Raw genomic sequence first — 13,656 nt, 5'->3', positions numbered from 1 at the left:
GCGAGCCGTGCGGCCCGGTTCCGCGCTGTTGCCCGTCCCGACAGACACGTTGGAACAAGCGGGGCTCGCCATGCGGGTTCCCACCGCCATCGGTACGGGCCTCACGTTGACCCGGCAGGCGCGGCAGTGGTTGGAGGTCTCCCCCGCCGTCACGAGTGAGACGGTGGTCGCCAACACCCTGTACCTGCAAGACGCCGTGCTGGCCCTCAACGCGGCGGGCTACCGCGACCTGCGGCCCGGCCGGGGCATCTTCCTGGTGACGACCGGTCCGGGCGGCGCGCCCTGTCCGGTCCTCGGGCGCTTCACCAGCGGGGGGTACAGCGGCAGGCGTGTGCGCGAGCACGTCGAGCGGCTGGAGCCGGACCTGCTGAGCGGACGTGCCCGGCTGGTCGTCGTCCATCCGGACCCTACCCGGTTGTCCTACCGCCACCCGCGGCTGCAGTTGCTGCACGTCCCGCCGCGGTGGTCGTCGTGATGTCCACGACCAGAAAGCTCCGCCCAGCACCGCCGTGGCGCTCGGCGAGGTGTGCGGTGCGGGCACGGGAAGGCGTGCCCCAGACCAGGCCCTGGAAGGTCCGCCGGTCGCTGAAGGCCTGGAACTTCTCACGGGTGATCGCTGGAGGGTACCCGCCGTCGTACTCCACCGCGACGACCTGACCGCCCGGTCTGCGCCACAGGGCGTCCGGGCGGGAAGTGCCGTGGCCCTGCGCCCGTTCCCACTCCTGCCGCGATGCCCCGAGCAGGTGCCTGAGTTCCGCCGTGCTGGCATCGTGCGCCAGGCTCCAGGCGGGCTCCCAGAGCAGCCGCTCGGGCTCCCGGGCGATGAAGGTGGTTCTCTTGACCGGAGAACTGTTCGACAGAGGCTTGAACTGCACCTCGCGATGCGGAAAGTGCGAGAGGACCGGCTCCTCCCGCACCTCGTAGTGCCGGACCACCTGTGCGAGGGTCAGGACCCGGTCCACCTCCAGGGCCAGCGCCACCTGCCTCAGGCGGACAGGGGCAGGGATGAACTTACTGCCCATTCCCCCCACTGTTCCGGCGCACCACGATTTGCAGCGTCGTCCCCTTCGGCAATTCGGCGACGTTCACCAGAGAAGCCTGGCCTTCGGGAAGTTGCAGCGATCCCAGCGCGCCAGCGCCCGTAAGCATCCAGAAGTTGGGCGTGTTGGCGGCGCTGGAGGTCACTACGCTGCCCGTCCCGCCGACCCCGGTCTGGACCGTGACGTTCCGTTGGTTCACCATCGCGTCCACGAAGGCTTTCGCGCCACCGAAAAAGCCCGACATCAGGGACGACACGAGGTTCGGGGCTGTGGGTTTGACCTGCGTTCGCACTCCTGGCAAGCCGTCGGGGCCGTAGGCGTCCGCCATCAGGGGGTACTCGCGGTTCCCCTGCAACACGGTGTCGAAGGTCATCTGAATCCGGCCTTGAGCGTCGAGTTGGGGCGTTCCGCGCCAGGTCGCCCCGTCCTCGGTCTCCGCGTAAATCGGCAGACCAATGGCCATATCCTGAACGGCCAAAGCCCCCACCAGCAGCTTGGCGGCCAGCGGCCGCCCCACCGGGTAAGGCGCGGGAGCTTCCGCCGCCGGGATCGCCGCCGCGCTTTCGGCGGCACCCTGGAGCGCCGTGTCACCCGTCCCGGTCATGCCACTGAGACTGTAGGAGGAGGCCGTACTGGTGCCTGCTCCCGAGGATGTGGTGCCCTCGGATGTTGAACTCCCCTGCATGGAGAGCAGCCCCAACACCTGGGTCCTGTTCTCTGCCATCGAGGGACGCTGGTCGCTCTGTTCCTGCGCGCCGGACGCCGTGGATACGGGCACACCTCCTCCCTGGGCAGCGGCCAGGCTGACGAGCCTGGGAGGAGTAGGGTCCGCTGCTGCCGTGCTGCTTAGCCCGGAGCGGGCGGAACTTGAAGAGTCGCCGGGCTCCGGAGTCGCGGTTGCCGCACTGGCGTTCGCCGAACTCAGCCCGGAGCGGCGCGATGCCTCGCCGGACGTCCCCTGGGCGGCGCTGCCGCTCAGCGCCCACGGACGCGCCTCGCCGCCGGTGGTCCCACTTCCCGACGTGTCCCGCGAACCGCTGAGTGTCGGAGGAGCCTGCACCACCTGGTCCTTCGGCGTGTGGGCCTGGAGCCGCGTCCTCTGGGGAGAGGTCTGGCGAATGACGATCGGTGCGCTCAGATGCGGTGCGGGCGCGACCGGAGAAGACGGCAGCGTCGTGGGCCCGACCGGCATAGGTGGGCCCACGACGGTCGGTACGGTCCCCTCCTCTCCCGAAGTGAGGTTCACTGCGGGAGCGCTAGGACCCGCTGATGTCGAGGCGTCCTCCACGCCCAACCCTGTCGGGTCTACCCGTGCATCCACGGAGGGTGTGTCGGGGCTCGGTTGGATGGGGGTGGTGGGCACCGTGTCCTCTGGGGCAGGCACCGCATCGCTCTGGACAGGCGGCGTGGTCTGCGGCGAGGCCACGGCGCCCTCGTTCGCTGGCACCACTGGGGGCTGCCCGGCCATCCGGCTGGCGCTGACCTTGTCTCCGGAAGGGACCAGAACATAGAACGCCACGGCCGCAACTGCTCCCGCCCCGAGCAGCACGTTCCGTACCAGGGCCGTGTTGGGCGCCTTGTCACCATTGACCGTCTTCTTCTGGAAGGGGGCCTTGAGCCAGCCGAGCACTCCCGTACGTGCAGTGGCGCGTGTGGCTTGGCGCTCGACCAGCTCGCTGCTCAGCAGCTCGTCCGGGTCATATCTCAACCCCGAGAAGTCCTGCGCCAGGCCCGGGTCCTTGAGGTTGAGCTCACGCACCAGCGCTCCCCACTCCTCCGAATCGGGAGGTGGCAGGTGCTCCACGTCCACACCGTGGTTCACAAGCTTGGGCCGCAACGCTTCCAGCCGTTCCTGATCGATCTGCATGGCCGCATCTTCACCTCGGCCCAGGTTGGACGCTTGAGTGCAGGGCGCCTCGGCGGCCCCTTCCAGCCTGAGCCGCACCCACCATGTGCCGCAGGAGGTCAACCGTGGGCTTCCGAGGACAAGGAGTGGATATGAAAACCGCCCTGCACGCCATTCGCCCGTACATCCCGGGTCTCCGGGAACTCGTCTTCAGCCTCGGGCTGTTCCTGCTGTTCCTGCTGCTGAATCAGGCCGCGGCGCAGACCATCGACACCGCGCTCGGCGGCAACGTCACCAGCAAGGGCTGCACCTTCGTGAAGAGCGTCGAGACCAGCGTCGCCGCGAAGGTGTTCTGTGCGGCCATTTTGCTCTGGGGCATCGTCAAGTTCCTCCCCACCCGCAAGGACGGGGTCGGCCAGATCCTCGCTGGCATCATCGGCTTCCTGGTGCTGAGCAAGTTCACGGCCATCATGAACACCTTCGGCATGAACTGCTGATCCTCCCTACCTTCCCCACCTGGCCCCACGCCTGTGCAGCCGGGGCCTGTTTTCTCAGGAGACCTCCCGTGAACAACTGGCCGCAACTCGACGACCTGCAGTTTGAACGGTTGGGCATGAGCCGCAACGCCCTGTTTTTGACGGTGTTCGTGGCCTTTGTCCTCTACCAGCTCGTGGACCATTTCAGCAAGCCGTACCTCCAGGGCGCCGCAGGCATCGTCCAACTCGCGCCGCTGTTGGGCACCGCCCTTTTCTGGTGGTTCGTGCTGATCCCGAGGGTCCGCAGATGGAGCGAGACGCTCCCCAGAGGCTATTTCCAGGGCTTGAGCGACTACTACCTCTTCAATCCGCAGAACCTGGAAATCACCAATGACCCCACACCCCTGCCGCTGTATGTCAAGGCCAGGCAGGGGCCCCGGCGCGCCTTGCGGAACATCGTCCAACCTGGGCCGCGCCCATGATGCCCGCCATGCTCTCCAAGGTTCTGACCCATTTCCTGAACAGGCCCTCCCCAGAGGCGCCCGTCCAGAAGCCCGCCCGGGTGTCGTCCGCGAAGGTCAGAAAGCCTGCACGGGTTGCGCGGCCGGTCTCCGGCAAGAGCCTGATCGAGCAGTTGCCCTGGGCCGAGCCCGACGACGGTGCCGTGTTCCTGCGCGGGGGCGAGCGGCTGTGGTTCGGGTTCGAGATTCAGCCGGCGACCGCCGCGCAGGTGGACTTCGCCCGCGCGCAGGCTCTCTCCGAGGGCATCCGCGTGATGCTCAATCAGGCGGTCCCGATGGGCGAGGGCGGGCGCCTGATCGTCGAACGCGTGCCCGCTCCCGAGGCCTTTGTGGAGTACTTCCTCCAGGGGCAGCGGGCCACCACGCCCGACCCCCTGCTCCACCGGATCATGGAGGCCGAGCACGAGGACCTGCGGGGTGCTCGGCTGCGCGGGGAGATCACCGTCACCCGGTTCTTCCTGACCTTTTACGTCAACGTGCCGAAGCGTCCCAAGGACGTGCCACCCACCGAGGCCGAGTATCGCGCACAGATGGCCCTGGTTCGCCGGAAGCGCACCAACCTCCTGCACCGGCTGGAAGGGCTGGGCCTGAGCCCCACGGTGATGAGCAACCGCGAGATCAAGTGGCTGATCTGGAGGTACCTCAACGGGAACCTGGCCGCCGCCCATCCGCCGGCCTTCACCTCCCAACTGGACTTCCGTGACTTCGACCCGGACGATCTGAAAAAGGACCGCTCGGCCGCCACCCTGACCACCCGCTACCAGGTGGCGGAGACCGAGATCGGCACCGACCACCCCGGGTACCTCACGATGGGTGACCGACTGATCGGGGCCATCAGCATCGGCAAAGGCGGCAGCGGAACCGGAGTGCACATTATCGACCACTTGCTGGAAGCGCTGCAGAACAAGCACTTCTACGTGATGGTGGATTTCGAGCACCTCCAGCAGGGGACCGAGAAGGCCAGGCTCGACACCGCTGTGGAGGAACTCGAGGGTATGGTCGACAGCCTGGTCATGCGGGCCGGGGAGGGGACCAGCGCGAAGGCGCGCAAGGCGCGAGAGGCCATTCACGAGGCCGAGTACCGGGGAAAGCATTTCTGGCGCCTGGGCTTCACGACGGTGCTGTATGCCCGCACGCGCGAGGAACTCACGGAGATGCTGGAAAAGACCCGCAGCGAGTACTCGCTGATGCAGGGGGCGCACGCCATCATCAGCAATGAGCAGTTGCGGCGGACCTTTTTCGACGTGATGCCCTTCTCACGGCAGCTCACCATCCACCGCGTCAAGGGCCACTGTTCCAACGTTGCCGACGCCTTCCCCAAGGTCAGCCCCTGGATGGGGACCCTGGACCCCATGATTCCCCTGCGCAACCGCCACGGGGGGCTGACCGGACTGAACCCGAAAAAGGGCGGGACGAACTTCGGGATGATGGTGATCGGCCAGTCCGGCGGCGGCAAGAGCGTGTGGAACATGAACCTGCTGCTGAGCATGGTGCCCCCGGGCGTGCGGGCCTTCATCCTCGACCCCAAGCACGACTATGAGGAGACCACCTGGTCGTTGCGCGGGCAGGTAATTTCCATCAGCGCAACCGCCCGACTCCCCGACGGGCGCCCGGTGAGGATCAACATCTTCGACCCCACCCCCGGCGAGGACCAGCCCGGCCCGGAGAAGACGGCCTTCATCATCGCGGTGTTCCGCACCCTGGACCTGGTCCCGGACCGCCTGCATCAGGCGGTGTTGGAAGCCGCCCTGCAGCAGTTCTTCCTGCTCAAGTCACGCCGGGTTCCGGACCCGGAGAAGGTCGGCGAGTACCGCGAGGTGTACATGGGCGGCCGCCTGCGCGACTTCGTGCAGGTGTTGAGCACCCTCAGCCGCATCGGCTCCGAAGGCATTCACGACAAGCCGCACTTCCTCCAGATTCGCGACAGTCTCACCGCGTTGTTCCAGTCCTACCTCGCGGGGCAGGGCGGCGTCCTGGGCGAGTTTCTGGACGGCTGGACCACCGTGGAGTCGGGCGCTTCGTGCGTGACCTTCGACGTGTCCAGCATGTACAACGACCCCACCCTCCGGGCGCTGGGCATCCTGCTCATCGGCGAGTTCATGTTCCAGCAGGCGGCCCGCACCGCCGGAACGAAGATCGGCATCTTCGAGGAGTTGGGCGTGCTGGCCCACATCCCTGAACTGGAGCAGCTCGTGAACCGCTGGTTCAAGACCGGCCGCAGCCTGGGCATGATTCCGGTGGGCACCTCACAGGACGTGAAGGACTTCGAGAAATTGGGCGGCCTGATCAACAACAGCGCCTGGGTGGTGATGAGCGCCCTGGGCGCGGGCGAGCTCGCGGGGCTTCAGGAGGTCATGCATCTGTCGGACAAGGTCGCCGAACTCGCGGCCTCCTTGACGTTGCGGCCCGGCGTGATGGGCGAGTACCTCGTGCTGCAAAAAGTCGCCGACAACGTGCATGTCGGGGACGTGGTGCAGCTCTGGATGAGCCCGGAAAAGCTCTGGACGGTGACCACCCAGGACGAGGAGAAGACCAGGCGGCAGACGTACACCCAACGGCTCGGTGGACGCACCGAGGCCATCTTGCAACTCGCCGCAGAAATCCGGACCAGGAGGAAAGTCGCATGAACACTTCCGCCACCCCTCACGTGTCCGGTTCCGAGAGCGAAGCCCTCCTCCAGGAAAGGCAGCTTGCAGGGACCCCTGCCCGGAGCACGGACTTCCCCGCGGGGAGGCCGCCGGTGACCCGGGCACCCTTTCGCCGGTTCTTGACCCTCGGCGTTGCGCTCAGCCTCGCCCTGCCGTCAACGGCTCATGCCCAGGACCTGGGGAGCCTCACCGACCTTCTCCAGTCGGGCGGCCTGATGAGCCTGATCGGCATGATCCCGGGTCTCAACTTTCTCGCGGGCCTCGGCCCGCTCACGGACATCTTGAAGGTGATTCCGGGCCTGGACACGCTGCTCGGGCAGATTCCCGGCTTGAGTCAGTTGCTGGACCTGATCGGCCTGGGTGGAGGGTCGAACCTCGGCCCGCTCCTCGGGCAGATCCAGCAGGTCCAGAAGTGGTTGACGGCCGCGCGGCAGATTCAGGACACGGCGAAGAACATCATCCGCCCGAACAACTACACGGACTTCGTCGCCAGCGCGAACAGCGTCATGCGTCTGGCGGGTGTGAACCAGGTCTTCAGCCAGGGCCAGTACCAGCAGGACCCGCAGGGCGTGGCTCGGGCGGCCATCGATGCCCTCACCGACCAGCAGCGTGAGGTGCTGGGTCGCCTACGTACGGTGATGACACCTGCTGAGGCCGTCGCGGTGCGCGAGCAGGCCGCGGGACTTCAGGATCTCAAGGCCAGGGTTCAGCGGAACGCCGACAACGCCGAGGCCCAGAGCAACACGCAGAGCCTGACCAAGGAGGCCCAGGACCGGGCGCTGGACGCGCTGGACTACTCGCAGGGGGCGGCCCAGGCGCTCAAGGACAACAAGAAGATCGAGGACATCAGCCGGATGGTGGGTTCGGCCTCGCTGGAATCGCTGCGGGTCAGCGCCCTGAACAGCGCCGCGCTCACGGCCGCGCTGGCCAACCAGACGAAAATTCAGGTGGCGCAGGCCGAGACGCTCGGACAGATGCTGGAGGAGATGCAGCGTTCGCGGCTCGACAAGGCGAACGCCATCGCGCGAATGATGGAAGCGCAGCGGCAGCAGGCCAGGCGTGAGGCCCAGCGCCTGCGCAACTACAGCCGCAACCTCACGGATGGCATGGGCAGTGCCGTGAGCGGCGCAAGCCTGCGTGGAGTCGACCTGCTGGGAGGGCCGTGATGCGGCGCTTGTGGTGCGTCCTCGCGCTGCTGTTCACCCTGGGGGCGCCCGCCCTGGCCGAAAGCGATCCCGGAGCGGGGGGCCTCAGCCCCATCTGTCAGACCATGCTGGAGCGCAACGCACCGGCTCAAGGGGGAAGCCGCGTCAACCTGGAGACGTTCGTGCCCGATCCCGGGTGCTGGCTCCAGGCGAGCATCAAGGACATCAATGACGTCAACCTGTTCACGGTTACGGCGGCCATCGCCAAGTTCATCGTGGTCGCCAGCGTCCTGTGGGCGCTCCTGACCTCCGTCGGCCGCGGAACGGCCACGCCATTCCTGCGCGCGCTGGCCCTGGGCTTCGTGGCCTTTACCGCGGCGAACGCCTACACCACGAAAAGCGGCATCGGCTGGGTTGCGGCGGACTGGGCGATGGGCGCCTGGCAGACGGCCTACGTTGGAAGCGCGCGGGTCGGTCAGGCCATGCTGGACCAGCGCATCCTCGCCAAGACGAAGGAGCTGGACGAGAAGATTTCCAACTACGTCGCGATTAGCATGGACATCCAGGCCATCGCCACGCAGAAGGCCCTCTTCGGGACCAAGGCGGACCCCAATACGCTGGAGACGGCCTACCAGGAGATGCAGAAAACCGTGGGCGGCGGCGGCAACATCAAGTCACCCCTTCCGAAGTCGGCCTACTCGGCGGCGTACTTCCTCACGTTGGGCATCTTCAGCGTGTTCGCGATCCTGGTGTACAGCAGCGGCATGATGGTGGTGATCAGCGTGCTGGCCCTGCCCATCGTGTTGGCCCTGACGACCCTCGGGTCACGGCAGTTTCTCCAGACGGTCGGCGTGATCTGGCTGTCCAACGTCGTCAGCATCCTGATCATTCCGGTCTTCATGGGGGTCTTAATGACCACCATGCTCACCAGCCCGGTGCAGAGCCTGAACGCCAATCTGCAGTACAACATCGAGATCGGCACGCAGATGTTGACTGAGGTCAAGCAGCGGCTGGACAGTTGCAGCGGCGTCCTCTTCGTGGCCTGCCGAGCGGTGGAGGGGATCGGCGCGGTCATCGACGGCTTCACACAGGGCCTGGAGAGCGCCTTCATGGGCGTGGGCGTCGCGATCTTCGCCATCATCGTGGCCTTTTCCGTCGCGGTCTCGCAGTTGCGGCGCATCCCCGCCACCGTCGAGCGCATCCTCGGCGGTCTGGGCGGTGGGGAGTCGAGCGGTGTGTTCACCGACTTTGGCAAGCGTCCCAGGGAACGCCGCCCACGCGCGGCGGCAGACGCGAGCACCCAGAAGACACCCGCCCTCGCCCCGCCGGCCAGCGGCGGCCCGAAGGTGACCGTCACGCAACTGCCCAAAGGAAGCGGTCTGCCCGGCAGCGGCGTGACGGTCCCCAATCCCAAGGTGATCCTCGCGCAGGCCACCACCCGCCCCGTCCGGGGTGCCCTGCCTCCCCCGAAGCCCTGAACCCCGCCTCCTGCGCCCCGCTGCCTGAGTTCCGGGGCGCAGTGTCGTTCCCCGGTCCCCTGAAAGGAGCCCACCCCCTTGTCCCACGCGTCTGCCCCGGCGGGCACCGTTCAGCAGAGTCAGGGGGTCCGCACCTTCCCGGTCGGCTGGCTGCTGCTGTTTCTCGCCACGCTCCTCGTCCCCGGTTCCTTCGCCGTGCACACGGCAGGGCAGGTCTCCCAAGTGATGGTCGACAAAGGCTGGCCGGCGGCCCTGCACAGCCAGACGTTCGTGCTCGACTGCACCCTGAGCCAGGCCTGCAACGCGGCGTTCCAGCAGGGCTTCGCCCGCCTCTTCCCGCTGTGGTCGCTGGCGCCTCCCGCCGTGGGACTGGTCATCTACGGCTTCAAGGCCCGGCCGCGCACGTACCCTACCAAGGACCCCGGCCTCGCCTGGTGGGCCCAGGCCGACGATCAGGGCCTGAACCAGTACCGGACGCACGACCCGATGAGGCCGGAGAACAAGCTGCTCGGGTACCTCGGCCACCTGCTCAGCGTGGGCCGCGAGGGCAAGATCGAGTACCGCAAGACCTTCCCGCTGTACGTGCGCATGGCGGCGCTCGCCGAGAACGTCCTGGTGCTCGGGGGGGTGGGGGCGGGCAAGACCCGCGGCTACTTCAGACCGCTGATCATGCTGGCCGCCCACCTGGGCTTCACGGTGATCGTCTTCGACCTGAAATACCCACAGCCCGACTCGGGCTTCTTCGACATGATCGGGTACTGGGCCAGACGGCGCCGCAGGGTGATGATGTTCACCCCGTTCAGCCTCAACACGATGCGTCTGCCCCTGCTCGACAGCATCGAGGACTATGCCAGCGCCCTGAGAATGGCGACCACCATCATGCCACCGCCGGAGTACGGCCAGGAGCCCGGCAAGCACTACCGGGACCGGGACCGGGGGGTGCTCGCCGCCTTCCTGCTGTACCTCGCCAGGAGTGACACGCCCAACTTCCGTGAGTTGCTGCGCATGGCGCAGTTCACGCCGAACGAACTCAAGAAGTGGTTCGAGGACCAGGCCGCCTTCGACGAGAACAGCGAGGTGGTCCTCAACCTCAAGGGCATCTTCGCGCAGGGGAACCAGGAGGTCGCCTCGGTCCTGCAGGGCATCAAGAACGCCCTGCGCATCTTCTACAACCCGATGGTGGCGCGGGCGACCGAGAGCCTGGTGGGCGAGAACATCGACGTGCGCGCGGCCTTTCGGGAACCCACCCTGCTCTACATCGGCATCCAGCAGGAGTACATGATGGAGGGCGACGGCGTGGTGCTCCTCCAGCTCGTCAAGCGCTCCATCGACCGCGATCTCCAGCGCGAGGCGGCGGCCCAGGGCGGCGTCCTCAAAAGGCACGCCGCGTACGTCCTCGACGAGTTCCCTTCCTTTGGACAACTGCCGTACATGATGCGCTCGCTCGGCGTGCTGCGTTCCTACAACGTGTCGCACCACATCGGGGTGCAGAACCTCGCCCAGCTCGCCGTGGTCTACGGCGACAACTACAGCAAGGCCCTGACCACCAACGTGATCGGCCGCAAGATCTTTTTCCCGCTCGCGGTGGACGACGAGGAGCGCGAGATCTTCTCGCAGTACGTCGGCAAGACCACGGTGTACGACATCAGTGAGGGCGACACCCGTCGCCGCTTCCTGGGCACCTCCCTGGACGAGACCACCCGCCAGAGCATCGGGCTGCGCAAGATCGCGGTGCCGCTGCTCGCTCCCGAGGAATTCCCCCATTTCCGACCGATGGAGGCGGTCATCAAGGTCCGCGGAGCCAACCCCATTCGCACCTTCATGCCCGCCATCGAGGACCCCTTCCTCGACGGGCCGGACATTCCACGGGGCATCCCCAACCGGCTGCACGAGCTCTACCGGCAGGTCAACCCGGGGCGCGAGAACATGGCCCACGTCACCCAGCAGATCATCCGTTCCGGCGTGCTCGGCACGGCCACCACGCCGGAGGAGGACTTCAGCGCCCAGCAGCACGAACGCTTCCGGACCTGGGTGAACGGGGTGTTGGAGAGCGGCGCCCGGGTCCGCTTCAGCGCGAGTGACCGCGAGCGACTGTACGTCCGCACCGCGGACCTGCCGGAGGCCCTGAAGGAGGGGCGCACCCTGCAGGGCTTCTATTCCCGTGGCTGGACCGGCAGGGCGGACTCCGACGAGTTGCGCCTCAAGCCCGAGGGGCTGGCGCTGCTGAGCCGCGACCTGCGCCTGCGGCTGAACAAGCAGGCGACCTTCGGCGCCCTCGACCTGTGGCTGGAGCAGAACGGGTCTATGGTTGAAGGTCACGAGGCCCGCGAGGCGCTGGGGTCGGACGAACGCCCGGAGGTCCAGGCGATCCTGGAGGGCGAGCGGGTGTACCTGCGCTTCCTCCCGTGCCGCGACCTGTTCGGGGCGGCGCCGGAGGTGCTCAGCAAACGCATCGGCAAGAGTCAGTACATCCTGATTGACCGCCAGGACCCTTCGGGCTTCTGGAACGCACTGCAAGACGCCCGGGTGAAGGCCCACGAGCAGGACGCAGCTCCTGCTGGAGCGGAAGACACTCGCCCTGCACCAAGTCAGGCCGTGAGGAAGCGACCCACCAGCAAGCCCTGGACGAGGGACGAGGAGGAAGCTCGCCATCCTGAAGGCGCGCAGGAAGCGGACCCGCAGGAGACCCGGGGTTCCGAGGCCGAAGGCCGCCGACCGGGTCTGCGCAAGACCAAGAAGAAACGCCTGGTGGACAGGACCTGGACGAACGAGGAGGAAGAGACGCGCGGGCAGGAAGCCGAGCAGGAAGCCGACCGGTTCCCGCACGAGACCCTGGGGGCGGAAGACGAGGACGGCCCATCGTTGTGGCAGACCCTGGAGAAACACCGGGCTCCCAAAGAGTTCTAGAAGGAGTGCCCCCAGCAGTGGCGCGTCAACCAACGCTCAGCCTTCAGCCCTTCACCCTCGCCCCACTGAGCCAACGGTGGGGTCCATCGGGTCAGGTCACTTGCTCTTTCGCCACCCGGGCGAGGCGGTGTCGTTCCTGGCGGGCCAGCGTTCACTCAGCCCAGGCAGTTCGCCCTGCTTGCCGGTGATGGTCTCCGGCGTGATGGCGTACACGATGGTGCCGCCTACCCGGGGCAACGAGTCCTTCTCCCGGCCCCAGGAGTCCTCGGGCGCGTACTTGTGCATGAAGGCGCGGTAGAAGCGCACCTTCTCGTCCGTGTCCTCCACGACGCGGATGCGCCCGAAGACGATCACCGAGCGGTACGACACCGAGGTGTCGCATTCCACCTGGCCGTAGGGGTACACCTCGCCGGGCTCGTCCACCTCGAAGCTCACCCGGTCGTGAAAGCGCACGTTCGTCAGGAAGTGACCGGCAGAGCGTGCGGTGTGGAGGTAGACCTGGCCGCCTTGCCAGGTGAAGAGGTTGGGGACGACGTAGGGGTAACCGTCGGGGCCGAGGGTGCCGGTGCGGCCGCAAAAGGCGGCGACGAGGAACGCCTCGGCCTCCTCGCGGGTCATGGCTTTGTCCTGGCGCTTGAGCTGTCCGCGTGGGGTGAAGTCGGTCATGGCGGTCCTTTCTGATGCGCGCGCGTTGGCTTGGGGAGAGTGCCGGTGTGTCCTCGTCTCACCGCGTCAGGCGGCTCAGCGCGGCGACGGCGACCACGAGGAGTGCCGCCAGGATCGTGCGTCCGTCGAGCCCTTCCCCCAGGAGCAGTGCTGACCAGACGACGGTCAGGACCGGCTGCACGAGTTGTACCTGTCCCGCCCGGGCCACCCCTCCCAGTGCCAGCCCGCGGTACCAGGCGAAGAAGCCCAGAAACATGCTGACCATCGAGACATAGCCGAAGGCCGCCCAGGCTCCCGGCGAGGGGAGATGGGTCGGCCAGGGGGCCAGCAGGGTGGCGATCAAGGCGAAGGGCAGCGAGAACACCAGCGCCCAGCTCACCACCCGCCATCCGTCGAGTTGCCGGGCCAGCCGTCCGCCCTCGGCATACCCGACCGCGGCGAGCAGCACCGCCAGCAGCATGTAAACGTCGCCCGTCTCCAGATGCCCCGCCCCGGTGGTCGCAGCGAACCACAGGACGGCGACCACGCCCAGGGCACAGACGAGCCAGAAGACGGGCCGTGGACGTTCTCGCGTCAGCAGTACGGCGGCGACGGCGGTGGCCGCTGGAAGCAGACCGACCACCACCGCCCCGTGCGAGGACGGCACAGTACGCAGGGCGAGTGAGGTCAACACCGGGAACCCGAACACCACCCCGAGAGCGACCAGCCCGAGACCCCGCCAATGACGACGCGCGGGAAGCCGCTCCCGACGGGCGAGCAGCAGGGCCACGGCCAGGAGGGCCGCGACCACGGCGCGACCAAAGCCGACGGTGTACCCGCCGAATTCCGGCACCGCGAGCCTGGTCGCGGGCAGGGTGAAACTGAAGCACAGCACGCCCAGGGCTGCCCACCACCAACCACTTGTTTCCGTTTTCGTCGCCAAAGCTGTA

Annotated in this window: 11 protein-coding genes; 7 read left to right on the top strand and 4 right to left on the bottom strand. The window is 67.2% G+C overall.

Going from position 1 to position 13,656, the window contains the following annotated elements; all coding sequences use genetic code 11:
- Positions 1-70 precede the first annotated feature (70 nt).
- Positions 71-475: a hypothetical protein gene (locus E5F05_RS04485; protein ID WP_129117553.1), complete on the top strand. Its 405-nt coding sequence runs from the start codon at positions 71-73 to the stop codon at positions 473-475.
- Here E5F05_RS04485 and E5F05_RS04480 read toward each other — a convergent pair.
- Positions 408-1,022: a hypothetical protein gene (locus E5F05_RS04480; protein WP_241687049.1), complete on the bottom strand. Its 615-nt coding sequence runs from the start codon at positions 1,020-1,022 to the stop codon at positions 408-410. The two genes, E5F05_RS04485 and E5F05_RS04480, sit on opposite strands and share 68 nt — an antisense overlap.
- Positions 1,012-2,907 (bottom strand): hypothetical protein, encoded by a 1,896-nt coding sequence (locus E5F05_RS04475; RefSeq protein ID WP_129117552.1) that lies wholly within the window; start codon positions 2,905-2,907, stop codon positions 1,012-1,014. The genes E5F05_RS04480 and E5F05_RS04475 overlap by 11 nt, the downstream gene beginning before the upstream one ends.
- A 131-nt stretch (positions 2,908-3,038) precedes the next feature.
- Here E5F05_RS04475 and E5F05_RS04470 point away from each other — a divergent pair, with 131 nt between their 5' ends.
- From E5F05_RS04470 to E5F05_RS04445, 6 genes are all read left to right on the top strand, one after another.
- Positions 3,039-3,383: a hypothetical protein gene (locus E5F05_RS04470; RefSeq protein WP_103128220.1), complete on the top strand. Its 345-nt coding sequence runs from the start codon at positions 3,039-3,041 to the stop codon at positions 3,381-3,383.
- A 68-nt stretch (positions 3,384-3,451) separates the two neighbouring features.
- A complete protein-coding gene (locus E5F05_RS04465) occupies positions 3,452-3,844 on the top strand; it encodes a hypothetical protein (RefSeq protein WP_129117551.1) in 393 nt (130 codons plus the stop codon).
- A gap of 8 nt (positions 3,845-3,852) precedes the next feature.
- Positions 3,853-6,510 carry a VirB4 family type IV secretion system protein gene (locus tag E5F05_RS04460; protein ID WP_129117550.1) on the top strand — a complete coding sequence of 886 codons (2,658 nt, stop codon included), beginning with the start codon at positions 3,853-3,855 and terminating at the stop codon, positions 6,508-6,510.
- Positions 6,511-6,650: 140 nt separating this feature from the next.
- Positions 6,651-7,697, top strand: a complete 1,047-nt coding sequence (locus E5F05_RS04455) for a hypothetical protein (RefSeq protein ID WP_129117549.1) — start codon at positions 6,651-6,653, stop codon at positions 7,695-7,697.
- Positions 7,697-9,154: a hypothetical protein gene (locus E5F05_RS04450; RefSeq protein ID WP_103128216.1), complete on the top strand. Its 1,458-nt coding sequence runs from the start codon at positions 7,697-7,699 to the stop codon at positions 9,152-9,154. The genes E5F05_RS04455 and E5F05_RS04450 overlap by 1 nt, the downstream gene beginning before the upstream one ends.
- 78 nt (positions 9,155-9,232) lie before the next feature.
- Positions 9,233-12,061, top strand: a complete 2,829-nt coding sequence (locus E5F05_RS04445) for a type IV secretory system conjugative DNA transfer family protein (protein WP_103128215.1) — start codon at positions 9,233-9,235, stop codon at positions 12,059-12,061.
- 96 nt (positions 12,062-12,157) lie between these two features.
- Here the strand turns inward: E5F05_RS04445 and E5F05_RS04440 are convergent, their stop codons facing one another.
- Together E5F05_RS04440 and E5F05_RS04435 are read right to left on the bottom strand one after the other, a co-directional pair.
- On the bottom strand, positions 12,158-12,727 hold the full coding sequence (locus tag E5F05_RS04440) for a pyridoxamine 5'-phosphate oxidase family protein (RefSeq protein WP_103128214.1): 570 nt from the start codon (positions 12,725-12,727) through the stop codon (positions 12,158-12,160).
- A gap of 58 nt (positions 12,728-12,785) precedes the next feature.
- Positions 12,786-13,649 (bottom strand): DMT family transporter, encoded by an 864-nt coding sequence (locus E5F05_RS04435; RefSeq protein ID WP_103128213.1) that lies wholly within the window; start codon positions 13,647-13,649, stop codon positions 12,786-12,788.
- Positions 13,650-13,656: the final 7 nt, after the last annotated feature.

The sequence above is a fragment of the Deinococcus metallilatus genome, assembly GCF_004758605.1.
Taxonomy (GTDB): Bacteria; Deinococcota; Deinococci; order Deinococcales; family Deinococcaceae; genus Deinococcus; species Deinococcus metallilatus.
This window is presented reverse-complemented; position numbering and strand designations above follow the sequence as displayed.